Genomic DNA, 19,875 nt, shown 5'->3' with positions numbered 1-19,875 from the left:
CTATGCAAGCATTCATTACTGGGACATATGACATTGGCCTGGTTGTGCTTTCCGTGGTTATTGCCATTGTCGCCTCGCATACCGCTCTGGACCTCGCGGGTCGAGTTTCTTCGAGCAACGGGCTTTCCCGATGGTGGTGGCTTCTCGGTGGAGCGTTCGCGATGGGGACCGGGATTTGGGCCATGCATTTTGTGGGTATGCTTGCGTACTCACTCCCATTCTCGGTTTCCTATCATGTTCCAACCGTGGTGCTCTCACATATTGCTGCGGTTATTGCATCAGGTGTTGCGTTGTTTGTTGTTGGGTGTGGGGTGTGGGGGACGAAAGAATGGTTTATTGGCAGTCTACTCATGGGCAGTAGTATTGGGGCGATGCATTACATTGGGATGTTTGCCATGAGATTTAAAGCCGTCCTTCAACACGACATGACCTATGTCATTCTGTCGGTTTTTGTTGCGGTGAGTGTTGCGCTGATTGCGTTACGATTAGCATTTCAATTTCGTGATGAAAAAAATAACTTCTGGGGATGGGGAAGAATTGGCAGCGCAATATTGATGGGGTGCGCTGTCGCTGGTCTTCACTATACGGCAATGGCTGGAGCTCAATTTTCGGAGAGGCCCGATCTCACCATTGACACACATTACGTCATGGATATTTCATTCATTGGTGGGGCGGCAGTCATGCTTGGAACATTTATGATTCTTGGTCTTGCTCTGCTTACGTCCCTCGTCGATCGAAAATATGTGGTTCCAGCGGTGGAACTCGAACAAAGAAATCAAGAATTGGCGATTATGCGAGATCAGGCCTTGGAGGCTTCGAGGTTAAAGGCTGAATTTCTGGCGACAATGAGTCACGAAATCCGTACGCCGATGAACGGGGTGATCGGCATGACAGGGTTGCTCTTAGAGACCGACCTGACCGTCGAGCAACAGCAGTATGCCGAAACGGTGCGCAGTTCGGGCGAAGCGCTGTTGAGCATTATCAATGATATTCTGGACTTCTCGAAGATTGAAAGTGGACAACTGGATATCGAAATCATCGATTTCGATCTGCGCACGGCTCTAGAAGAGGCCCTTGAATTACTTGGGGGGCAAGCTGGAGAGAAACAGCTTGAATTGGTGGGTCTTGTCTCAGCTCATGTCCCCACGGCGCTAAGGGGCGATCCCGGACGTCTGCGGCAAGTGTTGATGAATCTTGTTGGCAATGCCATCAAATTTACGCAACAAGGGGAAGTGACCGTGCAGATTCAATGTCTGGAAGAAACGACGGAGTCTGTGCTTCTTCGGACTGAGGTGGCCGATACGGGGGTGGGTATTTCTCCGGAAGTGCAGGGGAAATTGTTTGCGCCCTTTATGCAAGCAGATAGTTCGACGACCAGGAAGTACGGCGGTACCGGTCTGGGGCTGGCTATTTGTCGACAACTCATCGAGCGGATGGGCGGGGAGATTGGTGTCGAAAGTACCCCAGGGGTCGGAAGCACGTTTTGGTTTACGATTCGTTTGACGAAACAGCCGTCGACCTCCTCGTTGGTCGACGTGGATCCTGTGAACCTTGAACATCTTCGGGTGTGTTATGTGGACGATCATCTGACGAATCGGCGACTTGTGGCTCAGTATTTTGTGGATTGGGGGCTCGAAGGGATGACGGTCGCGACGCCGTCAGAAGGGTTAGATATGATCCGGCAAGCTGCGGAGCGAGGCCGGCCCTTTGACCTGGCGATTTTAGATATGCTCATGCCAGAAATGGATGGATTGGAATTAGCGCGGACCATTAAGGGAGACCCGGCTTTAGCATCGATGCCTCTGGTTCTCTTGACGTCGTTAGGGCGTCGAGGAGATGCGACGGCAGCACGCCAGGCTGGCTTTGCCGGTTATCTCACGAAGCCGATTCGGAAGGCGCAACTAGAATCCTGTCTGGCGATGGTTTTGGGGCGGACCCAGGGGGCGGCCACAGAAGGGGAAGAGTCCTTAATCACCAGTTATACGCTAAAAGAAACGGCTCGGCAGCACAGTGCGCGTCTCCTGATTGCCGATGATCATCGGGTCAATCAACAGTTGGCGGTCCTGATGGTGGAGCGGTTGGGGTACCGGGCCGATGTGGTCTCCAATGGGCAAGAAGCCCTCGATGCGGTCATTCGGCAGCCCTATGATCTCGTGTTGATGGATTGTCAAATGCCGGAAATGGACGGTTATCAGGCGACTCGGGCTATCCGAGAGCGAGAGGCGCAAGCCCAGATGTTCACGAAAGATTTTGAGGAGTGGGCAACAGGTAAGGACCTACGTGGTAGGCCAACGTATTTACCAATCATTGCGATGACGGCGAATGCGATGCAAGGGGATCGGGAGAAATGCTTGGCGGCAGGAATGGATGATTATATTGCCAAACCGATTAAACCGGAAATAGTAGCGGAGGTGCTGAGTCGTTGGGTACCGAAAGAGCCGGAAGGTAATAGACATGAGGACCGCATGAGCTGGAAGGGAACGACGAAGACAAAGACGACCTCAGAAAGTCAAAAGCAAGATGCTGGATATCGGAACACCAATCCTGAGGGAGAGACGATAAAGCATGAAACCCAGAATACGTGGGAAACATCGCAGGATCAACCTATCGAAAGCTCTGCGCCCCTGGAAGAGCCAGCTCCGGTGGCCAAACTGTTGTTCGATCCCGATGTGCCTGTGGTGGAGATGACGATGATGGCGGAGTTGTTGGAGCTGGGCGGGGCGGGCCTGGTAAGTCAAATGGCTGAGCAGTTTGTGCAGGATGCGACAATCTGCGTCGAGGCGGTGATCCAGGCTGTGGAGGCGCAGAATGCGCACGATTTGACGGAAGCGGCGCATGGCTTGAAGGGGATTTGTGCCAATTTAGGAGTGAAGCGGATGTTGGCGTTGGCGGTGCATGCGGAAGGTGTCGGGAAGGAAGGGAAGGTCTGTGAGACGGAACCTTTTGTGTCGAATCTTCAGACGGAGTTTGTTCAGGCCCAAGAGGCCTTGCGGGCGCATATGGGAGTAGCAGACGAACGATGATGAGAGCCAGTCTCGTATTGCTCACCCCCGAGAGATAGACTGGATATGTGATGGTTAGAGGTGACTCGTGATGAAATGTATAAAGATGTCTTACGGCAAAAGATGATCCTATGGAGCAATTAGATAGCTTACGTCATCGTCTCTTAAGCCAAGAGACAGCTTCAAAGAGCAATCGCCCAAAGCATTCGAAGAAGGGCCTTGGGCGATTGGATAATGCGTCGATTAAACGCAAACTTCATTCCTTGACAACGTTGACGACGTGTGTAGCGTTGCTGGTGGCCTGCGAAGTCTTTATCGTCACCTACCTCGTGACCCTCCGCCAAACCATGGTTCAGGAGCTGTCTGCTCAGGCGAATATCATTGCCGCAAGTAGTATTCCTGCGCTGTCAGATGATGACTTTATTTCAGGGAATCGGTTACTCCAAACCCTAGACCTGCAAATTGGCATTAATGCGGCAGTCCTCTATGACGCGCATGATCAAGTGTTTGCGCAATATATCAGAAATTCAAAGACGTTCACTCCTCCGATGTTGAGCCACAACCATGGCTATGCCTTTAACGAAAATACGCTGGATATGGTTCATGTCATTCTCTCAAATGGAGAGAAGCTTGGGACCCTGTATCTCAGGTCAGACATTAAATCTTTGTATGTCACGATTGCCGAGTATGCGAGCTATGCTGGAGTCTTCCTGATTTTAGTCACGTTGCTGGCGTTTATGTTGTCTTCGCGGCTTCAGGGAGCGATCACGGGGCCTGTGACTGAATTGACGGCGCTTGTGCGCCGTATCACGAAGAAGAAAGACTACAGTCTCCGTCTGAAAAAGCATACCGATGACGAAGTTGGAACCTTGATCGATGGCTTTAATGACATGTTAGAGCAGATACAGGAACGTGATAAACAGCTTCTCCAATCCCAAGAGCAATTAGAAGAGCGTATTCAACGGGCAACGGAAGAAGTCATGCAGTTAGCGAGACGTCAGGAGTTGATTCTGGAGGCGGCGGGAGAGGGAATTTACGGAGTCGATCAAGAAGGAAAGATTACCTTCATGAATCCCATGGCCTTCGGTCTTCTTGGTTGGGAAGAGTCTGAACTGATCGGCAAGCCTGAACATTTGATCCAGCCTTTGGGAAATGGCGAACCGAGGCAGGGGGATCAACACGAGGGCCGACTTGGGCTTGGTTCACGTATAGAGGAAATTGGTCAAGTGAACCTCAGTCAATTTTTTCGAAAAGATGGATCCCGATTTCCTGCTGAATATACACGAACGCCCATTTACGATGAAGACGGTGGTGTCAGCGGCGCGGTTGTGACGTTTAAAGATATTTCTACAAGGAAACGTGCAGAGAAGGCGTTAATAGATAGTGAAGAGCGGTTTCGGAAAATTTTCAGTCATTCCAACGATGCGATTTTTGTGATTGATCTGAATGATAAGACTATCCTGGAAGCGAATTCTCGTGCTGCGAGCATGTTGGAATATTCAGAAGATGAACTCGTTTCCATGTCGGTCTTTGTCATTCATCCAGCCGAAGGGCATGCCTTAGTAGACTTTTTTCAGACCGTCTCGCAACGTGGGCATGGATGGACGGATCAATTGACCTGCGTCACCAAGATGGGCCGTCATCTGATTGCAGAAATTTCCTCATCGATCATTGAAGTGGGGGGGAAAGAATGCATGATTGCTCTGGTGCGCGATATGACTGAACGAAAGCAACGCGAAGAACAACTTGCCCGCGTGGCTCAAGAACTCGAAATAAAGAACCGTGAACTCGCTGAGGCTCGGGACGAAGCCGTGGCGGCAGCGCGATCGAAGTCGGAGTTTTTAGCGACGATGAGTCATGAAATTCGGACGCCGATGAACGGAGTGATCGGTATGACCGGGCTCTTGCTCGAAACGGATTTGGCGGATTCGCAGAAGTATTATGCTGAGACGGTCCGCAACTCTGGCGAAGCACTGATGAACATCATTAACGATATTCTCGATTTTTCAAAGATTGAGGCAGGGAAACTTGAACTTGAAGTCATCGACTTTGATTTGCATGCGACGGTGGAGGAAACATTGGACGTGTTAAGTGAAATCGCTTCCAGAAAAGGCTTGGAAGTCTCGTCATTTGTATTTCCTGACGTGACAACCACTGTGCAGGGAGACCCGGGACGGTTGCGGCAAGTGCTGCTCAATCTTGCCAGCAATGCGATCAAGTTTACCGAGTCGGGTGAAGTAGCCATTCAGGTGTTGCAACTCGATGAGACCGAAACAGACGTTGAGTTGCGAGTCCAGGTGTCGGATACGGGCATTGGTATCGCGCCTGAGGTTCAAGACTGTTTATTTCAAGCGTTTTCGCAGGCAGATCGATCTACAACAAGAAAATATGGCGGGACGGGCTTAGGTCTTGCTATTTGCAAGCGATTGGTTGAACTCATGCAGGGAACCATCGGAGTTGAAAGCCAACTTGGGCAGGGAAGTGTTTTTTGGTTCACCATGCGGTTGCTGAAGCAAGACCCTCGTCATGTGACGTCCCAGGCACCAGAATCCGGTTTTCAGAATGTGAGGATTTGCTGTGTGGATGATCATCCAACGAATCGATACCTGATTGCGCAATATGCTCAGAGTTGGGGAATGGAGGCGGTGACAGCCTCGACTCCTGCGGAAGCCCTGGCGGTGTTACATGCAGGAGTTGCACGCGGAGAACCGTTTGATCTCGCCATTCTTGATTTTCACATGCCTGGGATGGACGGTGTGACGTTGGCCAAAGCCATTAAAGGCGATCCAGCGTTAGCGTCCACGAAATTAATCTTGTTGTCAGCATTGGGGACGCTTGAGGATCAGATCGCTCAACATGAAGGACGATTTGACGCCTATGTACGGAAACCTGTTCGGAAGTCACTGCTCGAACATGGGATTGCGACGGTGATGCATCTTACGACTCAAAAGGGGAACGAAGGACAACATGCAGCAGGACAGAGCATGGTCGTTCCTGTCGCTGTCTCGCAAGCAGCCGCACGGATTTTGGTGGTTGATGATCAGCCGGTCAATCAACAGCTCGCAAGGTTACGGCTCCAAGGATGGGGGCATCGCGTTGATGTGGTGAGGAATGGAAAAGAAGCCATTGAGGCCGTCCACCAGATTCCATATGACTTGATCTTGATGGACTGTCAAATGCCGGAGATGGATGGCTATGAAGCGACAGCCGAGATTCGACGCTGGGAAGCTTCGCAACGAAAACACCTGTCAATACATGAAATACGTGAGGGCAGGACACGGATGCCGATTATTGCCATGACGGCGAATGCGATGGCTGGAGATCGTGAGACATGTCTGGATGCGGGGATGGATGACTATCTGGCTAAGCCTATTAAATCCGAACAATTAGCTGAGGTGCTGGTGAAGTGGCTGCCAGTATCCATGGCGAACGAGAGTGAAGACACAACCTCTGAGTCGAGGGCCTCGGATGCGACCAATGACGACACGATTCCTTCTATCGATCAGTCTATGCTGAAGGAGTGGCGGACATTGGGGGAGCCCTCCTTTGTTATCCGCATGATTGATCAGTTTATCCATGATGCGACGACTTGTGTGACACAGCTTCAAGAGGCCGTTGCGCGACAGGATCATGATTGCATTGCCGATGCGGCCCATGCCTTGAAGGGTATGTCACGGAATATGGGGGCCGAACCGTTGGGAGAGATGTGCCGATTCTTGGAACAAGAAGGACGAGGTACATCTGTTCGGCAGTTGACCGAGAAATTTACGGCACTTCAACACGAATTTCAACGTGTCTGTCATGCTTTTGAACAGGAGAAGGTTAGCTAAAGGCTGATCCGTTATGTTCCAGCCAAGTGTGGAACTTTGAGAACCCCAAACATTATTCTTCCCTGTTTCTGAGAACTCAACCAGTAATTCATCCTCCTGTAGGGTGGTGCCTCCTCTGCTTTTTTAGTGCTCATGGAGAGCCTTGAGCGTCAATATTTCCAATCGGTTCATTTAAGAATACGTAATGTAAGACCGAAATCTTATATGTCAGGGTGCGTGGATAAGAGTCGTAGGTCGAGATGGCTATCAAATGGGTATGGTACGTGGGAGGTAGGTATTCTGTGTTTGGTTGGTGTCCTATAGAACAGTCATCAGGTATTCAACGGAAATGGCAACACGTCTGCTCATTCCGTGAATTGCGCTATGGCGGTGGAGTGCTTGCTTGTCTTCTGCTCGTGAGTCTGGGGTGTATGCCAAAATCGCATCCGAGTGTGCCCACTCAACAAGATGGACAGGCTCAAGAGGGTCAAGTCCGTGAGCAACGAGTGCCAGCGCAGGCACCATTGCTGGGAGGGATTCCGGGTACGATTGAACAAACAGGTCCAAGTGAGTCGATTCCCCATTCTGCATATCAGAACCATGAGTCGTTGTCTACGTTGTTGGCGCAAGGTAAGCGGATCTATGTCACGCATTGTACGCGATGTCATGGTGATCAGGGAGACGGAACGGGTGAGTTATCCAGTTCTTTGAATCCACGGCCGGCGGATTTTACTGCTGGCATATTCAAATTCCGCAGTACGCCGACGGGACAACTGCCAACTTCGGATGATCTGTTTCGAACGATTTCTGTTGGCGTGGCTGGAACTTCAATGTCTGACTATAGCGAGTTAACTGTATCTGATCGTCGGGCCGTTGTGGAATATGTGATGAATTTTTCTCCTCGATTTCGTGAAGAGTCCAAGGGTACCACTATTCTTGCTCCGCCAATACGACCAGTAACTTCCGAGGCGGTGAATCGTGGGCAAGTCCTCTATACGCAAATGTTTTGCGATGCCTGTCATGGACCATATGCTCGTGGCGACGGCGCGTTGGCTCAATCACTTTCTGATTCGAATGGCAGAAAGATTCAACCTGCTGATCTCACACGCACACGACTGAAAAGTGGAAAGGGGCCGACTGCCATCTACCGCGTATTGATGACTGGCTTGGATGGCACGCCGATGCCGTCGTATGGAGATTCTCTCACACAAGATGAAGCGTGGGATCTCGCGTTATATGTCTCATCGCTTTCAACGTCTGGAGAGATACCATGAGTTCATGCCGACAGCGTATCGTGTGGGTAGTCTGTGCATTATCGATTGTTGGAAGTCTTGATATTGCGATTGCGAACGAGAGCCTGACGAATGTCAAGACAACAACCGTCGAGGGACGTATCACATTTCTTGGTACTGTTCCGCCAGACAAGTCATTACGCGTGACGCGTGACATCGAATATTGTGGCTCGTCGATACAGAAAGCGATTGTCGTACGCGATGCATCCTCGCACGGTGTGGAGGATGTGATTGTGAGTATTGAGGGGGTTGAACAACTGGATACGCAGCCTCAGCCTACAGCCATTCGACTCTCGAATCAACAGTGTCAATTCTCTCCTCACGTCCAGGTTGCGTATCGTGGAAGTCAGCTACATATTACGAGTATTGATCCCGTTTTACATAACACGCATATCCATCACCAAAGAAAGACATTTTTGAATGTGGCGGTTCCTCCGAATAATCGTGCCATTTCCAAGCGACTCTCCAGACCTGGCATGCTTGATGTGCGTTGTGATGCTCATAAGTTTATGGAGGCATCAATACATGTGTTTGATCACCCATATTTTTCACTGACCGGGAAAGATGGACTGTTCACCATTCACCATGTGCCACCTGGTACGTATCAGCTCAGGATATGGCATCGATACTTTGGTGTACGAACACAACGCATACAAGTGTCTGAGGAAAAACGGCAGACGATTGCTGTTGAATTGAAAAAATAGGATGTTTTCATGAACGCCTCACAATTTCGACTCCAAGAATATATTGTGAATAACCCTGAAAAGTGGTTGACCATTGTTCTCTCGACAATCATTGCCCTCTTCATGGGTGTATATGGAGTCTTTCAGGTCATCGAGCAACAACAAGAGTTACAACATGCGTCAACGCAACGTGGATTGGCCCTTGCCGAAGGGCTGTCGCTCATTGGAGCGACGGCAGTTTTGGAAAATCTGTTTGTGGTTCAAGAGGCGTTGACGACTCGCGTCAAATCCGATGATGAAATTTTAGGGGTCGTCGTCATTGACAAGGAAGATATGGTTGTTGCGTCAGATCAACTTGAGCTAATCGGACAGACCGTTACGTCACCGACTTTTGAGGAGGCTTCAGCGCAAGGCATTGTCTCATTGACCACGACACGAGAAGGACGACAAGGAAAATATTTGGTTGTGTTTCAACCTCTTCGAGCGAAGACTGAACTTGTTGGATGGATTCGCGTAGAACTTTCCCTGGCTAAGCAAGAATCGGCGACAGTGCAAGCCATTATCAAGCAAGTCATTGTCAGTCTCTTGGTGCTTCTACTGGCCATCTATCTTGTGCGAAAAGCTGTTGAACGCTTGTCGCACGCCCTGTCGCTGAGCGAGGCGAAAAATCGGCAAATTATTGACACCGCCTTGGATGCGGTTGTGGGAATGGATAGCCTTGGCCTTGTCACTGATTGGAATCCTCAAGCCGAAAAGATTTTTGGATGGACTCGAGAAGAGGTCGTGGGAAAGCGGCTTTCCGATACGATTATCCCTCCGCAACACCGTTACGATCATAACGCAGGGCTTGCGCGGTTTCTTGAACGTGAAGAAGGGGCGATCTTAGGGAAACGCATTGAAATTACCGGATGTGATAAACGGGGTCGTGAGTTTCCCCTTGAACTCACCATTTCCCCTTTACATGCTCCAGATCGTACATGGATATTCAATGCGTTCATCAGAGATATTACCGAACGTCACCAGGCCGAGGAAGCCTTGCGATGTGAAACCGCCATGGTCCAATTGCTTCAACGAGCGGCTGTTTCTGCAAATGAAGCGCATTCTGTGGAGGAAGCGTTTCAGTTGATTCTCGAATTGGTCTGTTCACATACGAAATGGCCAGTTGGCCATGTCTACGTTCAGAAGGGTGAGCCTCAGGAGGTGCTCGTTCCTACAACGATCTGGCATCTTGACTCTCCAGAGTTCGATGGATTTCGCGAAAGTTCCGCACGTACACAATTTGCTTCAGGTGTCGGATTGCCCGGTCAGGTCTTGGCCTCACGTCGGGCGGTGTGGATTTCCGATCTGACTCAAGAGGAAAATTTTCTGCGAACAGAAGCCACAGAAACTATCGGCATGAAGGGTGGATTTGCCTTTCCTGTCTCGATCGGAAATCAGTTGTTTGCCGTCTTAGCCTTCTTTTCACGGCACATCGAAAAACCCAATCCACGGTTATTAGAAGTGATGACCATTATTGGCACACAACTTGGACGAGTGATCGAACGTACGCAGGCTGAAGATCAATTGAAATTGGCAAAAGTCATGGCGGAGGATGGTAGTCGGTCAAAATCTGAATTTCTTGCGACGATGAGTCATGAAATCCGTACGCCGATGAACGGGGTGATCGGCATGACAGGGTTGCTCTTAGAGACCGACCTGACCGTCGAGCAACAGCAGTATGCCGAAACGGTGCGCAGTTCGGGCGAAGCGCTGTTGAGCATTATCAATGATATTCTGGACTTCTCGAAGATTGAAAGTGGACAACTGGATATCGAAATCATCGATTTTGACCTCCGTACCGCCCTGGAGGAAACCCTCGAATTGCTTGGGGAGCAAGCTGGAGAGAAACAGCTGGAATTGGTGGGGCTTGTCTCGGCTCATGTTCCCACGGCGCTAAGGGGCGATCCCGGACGTCTGCGGCAAGTGTTGATGAATCTTGTTGGCAATGCCATCAAATTTACGCAACAAGGGGAAGTGACCGTGCAGATTCAATGTCTGGAAGAAACGACGGAGTCTGTGCTTCTTCGGACTGAGGTGGCCGATACGGGGGTGGGTATTTCTCCGGAAGTGCAGGGGAAATTGTTTGCGCCCTTTATGCAAGCAGATAGTTCGACGACCAGGAAGTACGGCGGTACCGGACTGGGGCTGGCTATTTGTCGACAATTGATCGAGCAGATGGGCGGGGAGATTGGTGTCGAAAGTACCCCAGGGGTCGGAAGCACGTTTTGGTTTACGATTCGTTTGACGAAACAGCCGTCGACCTCCTCGTTGGTCGACGTGGATCCTGTGAACCTTGAACATCTTCGGGTGTGTTATGTGGACGATCATCTGACGAATCGGCGACTTGTGGCTCAGTATTTTGTGGATTGGGGGCTCGAAGGGATGACGGTCGCGACGCCGTCAGAAGGGTTAGATATGATCCGGCAAGCTGCGGAGCGAGGCCGGCCCTTTGACCTGGCGATTTTAGATATGCTCATGCCAGAAATGGATGGATTGGAATTAGCGCGGACCATTAAGGGAGACCCGGCTTTAGCATCGATGCCTCTGGTTCTCTTGACGTCGTTAGGGCGGCGAGGAGATGCGACGGCAGCACGCCAGGCTGGCTTTGCCGGTTATCTCACGAAGCCGATTCGGAAGGCGCAACTGGAATCCTGTCTGGCGATGGTTTTAGGCCGAACTCAACGCGCTGATGTCACGGATGCCTCGTCGTTAATCACCAGCTATACATTGAAAGAAGTGGCACGGAAGCGGAGTGCACGAATACTTGTTGCCGATGATCATCGCGTGAATCAACAGTTGGCCGTCCTCATGGTTGAACGGTTGGGGCACCGGGCCGATGTGGTCTCCAATGGGCAAGAAGCCCTCGATGCGGTCATTCGGCAGCCCTATGATCTTGTGTTGATGGACTGTCAAATGCCGGAAATGGACGGCTATCAAGCGACGAAAGAAATTCGTTGCCGTGAAGCGTCAAGCGTCAAGCGTGAAGCCTCCGATGAGATACGAGCAACGAACGACGAGCGACGCAACATGCGTCGCGTACCCATCATTGCGATGACGGCGAATGCGATGCAAGGGGATCGGGAGAAATGCTTGACGGCAGGGATGGATGATTATATTGCCAAACCGATTAAGCCGGAAGTCGTAGCCGAAGCGTTGTATCGATGGTTACCAAAAGAGTTGGAAGGTCAGGACGAGAGTCAGGCGAGAGAGGAAGTCCTCGACAGTGGGGTAGGGGAGGCACATCTTCCGAGTCAGGAAGCTGGTGTTTACCCACAGGCATCAGAAATTGAGGAGGCTATGATGAAACACGAGTCTGAAGTTACGCACGATGCAACGCGGGTTGAACCTGTCGAACAACCTCGGTGCGCGGAAGAGACTGCTCCAACAGCGTCTGTCAGCACTGAGGGTGCTCAGTCGTTCCTTGAGCCAGACGTCCCGATTGTCGATGCAGCCGTGATGGCTGAGCTGTTGGAATTGGGAGGGGCGGGTCTTGTGAGCCAGATGGCCGACCAGTTTGTGTTGGATGCGACTGCTTGTGTGGAGGCAGTCGTCCGGGCGGTCGAAGCGCAGAATGCGAGCGATCTGACAGAAGCCGCACATGGGTTAAAAGGCATTTGTGCCAATTTGGGAGTGAAACGTCTCTTGGCCTTGGCTGCGCATGCGGAACGCATCGGAAAAGAAGGGGCAGTCTGTGAGTCTCAGTCTTTTGTACCGAATCTCCAAGCCGAATTTGCCCAGGCACAAGAGGCCCTGCAGGCGCAGAAATAACGCGTGATCCCATGTGTTCATGTCTTTGCAAACAGAGGGAAAGCCCTGCGATGTCTGTCAACAAAAATATATAAAGTGTATGTGTACAATGCATTGCTCATCGTCGGTCATGTCTTTCTTGAGAAACAGGCTCGAAATGTGAGGCTGTCTCGTCATCTTCTCGATTAGAATCGAATCGGGCACTCTTTCTCCCACTCCAATTTCCGTATTGCTGAATGTTCTCCTCCATGCCGGGGAGAGCAGGCTGTCTAGACGACTATTTTCATTCTGACCATTCAGATACATCGGGCCTCAACCGATAGCAATAATGAGAAACCCTGCGTGTGCGTGAGGAGGGATGATTTAACTGTGTGCATGTGTATGACATGGCGGTGCTGAAATATACCGTGACAATGACAAAATTGACGGGTATTCCAGTTGATGAGATGTGTGTTTGAACACGGTCGTTGTATGCGAAAGGGCTCTTGCAGGGCAGCCGACTTTGGGTTCAGGCAGTTGCTGGTGTTTTGATTACAGGTGTGCTTGAACACGGTAGATGTGCAACGTATTGCTTCTGAAAGGCAGCCGACTTTGGGTTCAGGGAGCTGCTGGTGTTTTGATTACAGGTGTTCAAGTGAACACGGTAGATGTGCGACGTATTGCTTCTGAAAGGCAGCCGACTCTGAGCTCAGGCAGGTGATGATGTTTTGATTACAGGTGTGCTTGAACACGGTAGATGTGCGACGTATTGCTTCTGAAAGGCAGCCGACTTTGGGTTCAGGGAGCTGCTGATGTTTTGATTGCAGGTGTGCTTGAACACGGTAGATGTGCAACGTATTGCTTCTGAAAGGCAGCCGACTTTGGGTTCAGGGAGCTGCTGGTGTTTTGATTACAGGTGTTCAAGTGAACACGGTAGGTGTGTGACGGATTGCTTCTGAAAGGCAGCCGACTTTGGGCTTAGGCCGTTGCTGATGTTTTATTTATAGGTGTGCTTGAACACGGTAGTTGTGCGATGTATTGCTTCTGAAAGGCAGCCTACTCTGAGCTCAGGCCGTTGCTGATGTTTTATTTACAGGTGTTCAAGTGAAAATGAAACGAATGGTGACATTTCGACAGACATGTCCTGCCTATCATTGGTGTGGGCATAGCTGGAGGTCCAAGTGATGCGTCAGGGTATTCTCCTTGTGGTCGCTGTATTGGTTCTATTGCCTATGTGTGCGTGGGGTGCGGAGGACATGACGGCGTCGAATGATTTCACGCAATTGAGTTTGGAAGAACTCATGAATGTCGAGGTGACGTCGGTGTCGAAGAAAAAGCAGAAACTCTCCGGATCGGCGGCCGCGATTTTCGTGATTACACAGGATGACATTCGACGGTCCGGGGCGACAAGTATTCCCGAAGCGTTGCGAATGGTGCCGGGCCTGCACGTTGCTCGACTGGATAACAACAAGTGGGCCATCTCTGCCAGAGGGTTCAATAGTCGGTTTAGTAATAAAATGCTGGTTCTGCTCGATGGCCGTAATGTGTATAACTCCTTTTTTGCTGGAACGATTTGGGAGACCACCGATACTCTGCTTGAGGACATTGACCGTATTGAAGTCATTCGTGGCCCTGGTGGAACGTTGTGGGGAGTGAACGCGGTCAATGGCGTCATCAATATCATCACAAAACATTCGAAGGTGACACATGGCGGGTTGGTGAGTGGGTTGGGTGGATCTGAAGACGCGATCATTGGCGCGCGCTATGGGGGACAGGTTCGTGATGACCTGCATTACCGATTATTCGTGAAAGCTTTGAATGCGGACACCGAATTTAATCAAGCCGGTGCGCATGACGACGGCCGCATCCTGCGAGGGGGATTTCGTAGTGATTGGGATATCGATGCGCATAACGTATTGATGACCGAGGGAGGGATGTATGGTGGCGAGGTTGGTCAACGCGTGACGTTGCCGACGTTAACGGCTCCCGCGTTTGCTCGAGCGGTGGACGAAGATGTCGAGATGAGAGGTGGTCATATTCTCCTCAGATGGGATCGCCGATTTTCAGAACGTTCCAACATGTCGTTCCAATTTTTTTATGACCGTTTCCATCGAAAAGAAACCGTCGTCGAGATGACCATCGATACCTTGGACTTCGAGTTTCAGCATCGCGTCGCGCTGCCATGGAGTCAAGACCTTGTTTGGGGGGTAGGCTATCGGCATTGGTTTGATGATTTTCGAACGAGTTTCACGATAGCCCCCGCACCTCGATCGAAATCGTTTCGTGTTCTCAACGGCTTCATTCAAGATGAAATAAGTCTGTTTCATGACGAAGTGAAGCTCACCGTCGGAAGCAAAATTTCACACAATGATTTCACTGGATTCGAAGTACAGCCTAGCGGACGGATTCTCTGGCAGCCCGTTACTCAACATGCCTGGTGGATTGCCGCGTCTCGTGCGGTGAGACTTCCGTCTCGTGCGGCCGATAATGGGGCGATTGTGCAGCCGCCCAATCCGCCTGCGCTGACAGTGCCGGTGCGCTTGAGGGGTAATCAACGACTAGGGCCAGAGAGTCTTGTAGCCTTTGAAGCGGGTTATCGCATGACGCCTGTTCCAGAGCTCTCAATTGACGTGACGGGGTTTTACAATCTCTATGACAACCTGATTGACTCGAAGCGCGTAGCCCTGACGCCACTCCCAACATTTCAGTTTGCCAATAATAAGGAAGCGCGAACGCATGGAGTCGAAGTGGCGGCTAATCTTCAAGTGCTCGATTCATGGCAAATTCGTGGGGCATATACATATTTGAACATTGATGTGGAGACGGAACGCGGCGCGTTCGGGTTCCCGGATCGTGATGAAAAGGGGAGTCCTCAACATCAAGCGTCGCTTCGTTCGCTGTTGAGTCTTCCACATGATATTGAACTGGATTCGTGGCTGCGATTTGTTGATGGGCTACCAAGTTTTTCGATTCCGAGTTACTGGGAGCTTGATGTGCGGTTGGGATGGAGGCCGTGGGAACGAGTCGAATTGTCGATTGCGGGTCAAAACCTTCTCGATACCCATCATCCTGAAATGATGCCAAGTTTTCTGCAAACTCAAGCGAATGAAGTTCAACGAAGCGTCTACGGAAAGGTGACGTGGAGTTTCTAGTTTGCTTAGACCTCTGGATGACGAAGAGCCATGCTCGAGTCGTTGGCGTGAGCATGAATGTTGATGTTCTAGGAATCATGAATGCCATATAGATGAACTCCCGATGTGAAACAATAACTCTGAATTTTTGGTCTCCAAGATTTTTCAATTTCTTGTGTGGGGTATTGCTTGTTGGAGTCCTCGTGTGTGTCGAGTTTCCTCGCAATGCCTTTGCGGATTCCCCAAGGGAATATCAGGTGAAAGCGGCATTTCTGTATCACTTTGTGCAATTCACTGAATGGCCGGAACACGCATTTTCTAATCCCGACATGGACATTCGTATCTGTGTGTATGGAGATGATCCGTTTACTGAGTACTTGGCCAGGGCGTTCATGGGGAAAGCCCTGCATGCGCGTCAATTTATCATTCACCCTCGTGTCTCGGCATTCGAGGGTGAGCAGTGTCACGTCTTGTTTATGAATCGTCAGATTGATGTCGCGCAGCCGGATGTTCGGAAAGTTCTGCAACGCAGTCAGGCATTGACCGTGGGTGAGGCGGATAATTTTCTTGAAGAGGGTGGGATGATCCAGTTTTATCGTGTTGAAAACCATATTCGTTTTGCCGTCAATCCCGATGCCCTGGAACGGAAGCACATTCACTTAAGCTCGAAGTTACTTCGTCTTGCAAGGATTGCCGAATCAAAATGAAGGGCCCCATTCATATCATACGCAAACGCTTTGACAAGGCGTCTCTGAAGTTCAAGCTTCTTTTTATGATGTTGGCGACAACGGGTATCGCGTTGCTTTCGTCGTATGGAATTTTGATTCTGAATGATTTGTACCTATTGCGGCAGGCGTCGGTTCGGGAGTTGGCAATCCATGCCAATGTACTTGGGTCCAATAGTACCGCGGCATTGGCCTTTCACGACCCCGATGCGGCTGAGGAAATATTAGGGGGCCTCCGTTTTCATCCCGATATTACACAAGCCATCATTTTTGAACGAGATGGATCGGTGTTGGCGCAGTACGATCTGGGAGGCCATGGGTCGCTGACCTTGAAGGCAGCGGGAATGCAGAGCAGTAAACTTTCTTTGAATTCTGTGTCGATTATTCGAGATATTACGCTCAATGGCGAACGACTGGGGAATATCTATCTTCGGCTCAGTCTCAGTGTGCTCGGGACACGATTGCAAGAAATTATTGGAATAACCCTCCTGGTGTTTGTCGTTTCCGGGCTTGTCTCGTTTTTGTTGTCAACCAGAATTCAACGGATGATTTCCGATCCGCTGTTTGAACTTACAAAGGTTTCTCGTCGAATTTCAGCACAGAAAGATTATTCCTTACGTGTGCAGCGGCATACCGATGACGAGGTGGGAACGCTCATTGATGGATTTAATAGCATGTTGAGTCAGATTCAAGAACGTGACAGACAATTAGCGCAACATCAAGAGCAACTGGAAGTGTTGGTATCCCACCGAACTGAAGAGTTGTCTCAGGCCAATGATCGCTTATTGATGGAAAATCAGGAGCGGGAACGAATTCAAGGGCGGTTACGAGAAACGGCACTCGATCTTGAGGTCAAAAATCTGCAACTTTCCGCATCTCAGGACCAGGCTCTGGATGCCGCTCGGGCCAAGTCGGAATTTCTGGCCACGATGAGCCATGAAATCCGGACTCCGATGAATGGCGTCATTGGGATGACCGGGCTGTTACTTGAAACGGAACTCTCGCATCATCAGCGATATTATGCGGAGACCGTGAGGAATTCATCTGACGCACTGTTGACGATTATTAACGATATTCTGGATTTCTCGAAAATCGAAGCCGGGAAGTTAGAGCTGGAAGTGATTGCCTTTGACTTACAGACAGCTCTCGAAGAAAGTCTGGAGTTAATGGCGGAACGTGCTGCCAGCAAGGGATTGGAATTGACGGGTTTGGTGTTTGAGGATGTGACGACGGGGGTGCGCGGTGATCCCGGTCGTATCCGGCAAATTCTGCTCAATTTAGTTGGCAATGCCATTAAGTTTACCGAAACGGGCGAGGTTGGTGTGCAGGTGCTCCGTGAAGATGAAACGAATGAACATGTGGTCATTCGTGTTCATGTCTCCGATACAGGAGTCGGGATCAAGCCTGAGGCACAGAGCAAATTGTTTCAATCGTTTAGTCAAGCCGACAGTTCGACGACTCGAAAGTATGGTGGCACAGGACTGGGTCTTGCCATTTGTAAGCAATTAGTCGAACTGATGGAGGGAGAGATTGGTGTCACGAGTCGTGTCGGCGAGGGGAGTGTTTTCTGGTTTACGCTTCGCTTAGAAAAACAAGTCGGACAACCTGCGGTCGTTCCCAGGAAGACGCTTGAAGGCATTCGGGTGTGTTGCGTGGATGACAATAGTACGAATCGGTACCTGCTGATGCGTTATGCGCAGGATTGGGGGATGGATTGTGCCGTGGCATCGACTCCTGCCGAGGGGTTGTCGATGCTGCAAGGGGCCGTAACCCAGGGGAAGTCGTTTGACGTGTGTATTGTGGACGGTCATATGCCGGAGATGGATGGTTTTGCTCTGGCTCGTTTGATTAAGGACGATTCTCAATTGTCTGATCTTAAATTGATGTTGCTAACGTCAGTAGGAGAGCGGGGCGATGGCGCAAATGCACGGGAGGTTGGGTTTGGAGCCTATCTCACCAAACCCATTCGAAAACATCAGCTTTTTGAAGGATTAACCATGCTCGTGAGTGGAGAGGACGACGCTTCTGTTACAACATCTCAGGCTGTCGCTATCGGTCCGAACTCCAAGACCCCTCAATGGCGTAAAGACGAACGTATTCTTGTCGCCGATGATCATCGCGTGAATCAGGAATTAGCCGTGTTAATGCTCGAACGCTTGGGATATCGTGCGGATGTGGTGGCCAATGGCATGGAAGCTGTGGAAGCCTGTAGTCGTATCTCATACAGCCTTGTCCTGATGGATTGTCATATGCCTGAAATGGACGGGTATGAAGCCACGAAAGAAATTCGACGCTGTGAAGCGTTAACTGTGAAGCGTGAAGCGCAAGACGAGAGGCGAGCAACAAGCGACGAGATACAGGGCACACGTCGCGTGCCGATTGTCGCGATGACGGCCAATGCGATGCAGGGTGATCGAGAAGCATGTTTGTCTGCAGGAATGGATGATTATATTACGAAACCCGTGTCCCCTCAGCAATTGGGGGACATGGTCAAGAGGTGGCTTCCAGAACATGACGATGAGTCGTCGGAGCACACACAGGGTGGACTGGAGGGAGGAGTCACTACAGTGACGTCTGAGGCGGATGATGTCGCACGGTTGACTCAAGATACCTCAGGCCCCATGTCAGCGATTCCGCATGACTCAGTACCTGTGAAGCGGGAGGACCATGTGACGGACAATGATCCGGTTGGTCTTCTTGCAGAATTGCCTGCCGAAGCATGTGAGGAATCGACGATGAAGAGTGCAGAAGGAGAACTGGCAGCGTGTGATCAAACGGATTCCGAGGCGCATCACACATCATATATGGCGTCTCTCGATCTTTCTGTGTTGGACGAATATCGGAGCATGGGAGGCGATGCGTTTGTGGCCCAAATGGTTCAGCAGTTTGCGGAGGATGCCATGGCCTGTGTGATGCAAGTCGAACAAGCAGTGGAACAGGGAAATGCGAGTGCATTAGCAGAGGCTGCGCATGGCTTGAAAGGCATCTCTCGAAATATGGGCGCCCATCGGCTTGCTGAAATTGCAGTGGGTCTTGAACGGCGATGTCAGGCCAATAGCATCGAAGCGGCCAAAGAGGACGTGGTAGCGCTCAAGTCCGAACTTGAGAATCTCGACCGTGCCTTCTTGGAGATACAGCGCCCCTCATCTCATTTCTGAACCATACGTGAGCGTGGGCGATGCTGGTTGGACATGTGAGTTGGCCAAGCCGTTTGTCTCCTTTTTTTTTACACAGTTTGGGAAATGCAGGGCCAGAAGCTTGACGTTATGGGTGAATGGTGAATCATCGTTCATGTTTTATGACTATCGTAGAGCAAGAGAGATTCCGTGGAATGTGGGCGATGGATAAAGTTCGCAGAGAATTGACCGAAACAGTACGTATTGTGTGCCGTCAGTTTGATTTTGAGATGCCCACGTTCAGCGTTTGGGGTCTTATTCATTTTCATTCCTCAGCCAATAAATAATGGTA

General features: G+C 50.5%; 8 protein-coding genes. All 8 read left to right on the top strand.

The features are described 5' to 3' along the window. The first annotated feature begins 2 nt into the window (after window positions 1-2). The 8 genes from ACWHX8_RS17390 to ACWHX8_RS17355 all read left to right on the top strand — a co-directional run bounded on the left by ACWHX8_RS17390 (window position 3) and on the right by ACWHX8_RS17355 (window position 19,565). On the top strand, window positions 3-3,023 hold the full coding sequence (locus tag ACWHX8_RS17390; RefSeq protein ID WP_447969398.1) for a response regulator: 3,021 nt from the start codon (window positions 3-5) through the stop codon (window positions 3,021-3,023). A gap of 110 nt (window positions 3,024-3,133) precedes the next feature. Beyond that, window positions 3,134-6,832 (top strand): response regulator, encoded by a 3,699-nt coding sequence (locus ACWHX8_RS17385; RefSeq protein ID WP_447969397.1) that lies wholly within the window; start codon window positions 3,134-3,136, stop codon window positions 6,830-6,832. A 281-nt stretch (window positions 6,833-7,113) separates the two neighbouring features. Next, window positions 7,114-8,085: a cytochrome c gene (locus ACWHX8_RS17380; RefSeq protein WP_447969396.1), complete on the top strand. Its 972-nt coding sequence runs from the start codon at window positions 7,114-7,116 to the stop codon at window positions 8,083-8,085. Next, a complete protein-coding gene (locus ACWHX8_RS17375) occupies window positions 8,082-8,807 on the top strand; it encodes a carboxypeptidase regulatory-like domain-containing protein (protein ID WP_447969395.1) in 726 nt (241 codons plus the stop codon). The genes ACWHX8_RS17380 and ACWHX8_RS17375 overlap by 4 nt, the downstream gene beginning before the upstream one ends. Before the next feature lie 9 nt (window positions 8,808-8,816). Further along, window positions 8,817-12,593, top strand: coding sequence for a response regulator (locus ACWHX8_RS17370; RefSeq protein WP_447969394.1), 3,777 nt, complete (start codon window positions 8,817-8,819; stop codon window positions 12,591-12,593). A gap of 1,142 nt (window positions 12,594-13,735) precedes the next feature. After that, entirely contained in the window at window positions 13,736-15,703 is a 1,968-nt protein-coding gene (locus tag ACWHX8_RS17365; RefSeq protein WP_447969393.1) for a TonB-dependent receptor plug domain-containing protein, read from the top strand. A gap of 182 nt (window positions 15,704-15,885) precedes the next feature. Beyond that, on the top strand, window positions 15,886-16,389 hold the full coding sequence (locus ACWHX8_RS17360) for a YfiR family protein (protein ID WP_447969392.1): 504 nt from the start codon (window positions 15,886-15,888) through the stop codon (window positions 16,387-16,389). Continuing rightward, window positions 16,386-19,565, top strand: a complete 3,180-nt coding sequence (locus tag ACWHX8_RS17355; RefSeq protein ID WP_447969391.1) for a response regulator — start codon at window positions 16,386-16,388, stop codon at window positions 19,563-19,565. Before ACWHX8_RS17360 ends, ACWHX8_RS17355 begins: the two co-directional genes overlap by 4 nt. The last annotated feature ends 310 nt before the right edge of the window (window positions 19,566-19,875 follow it).

This window comes from Nitrospira sp. M1 (genome assembly GCF_965152605.1).
Note: the sequence above shows the minus strand (reverse complement) of the source record. Positions and strands in the feature narration are given on the sequence as shown.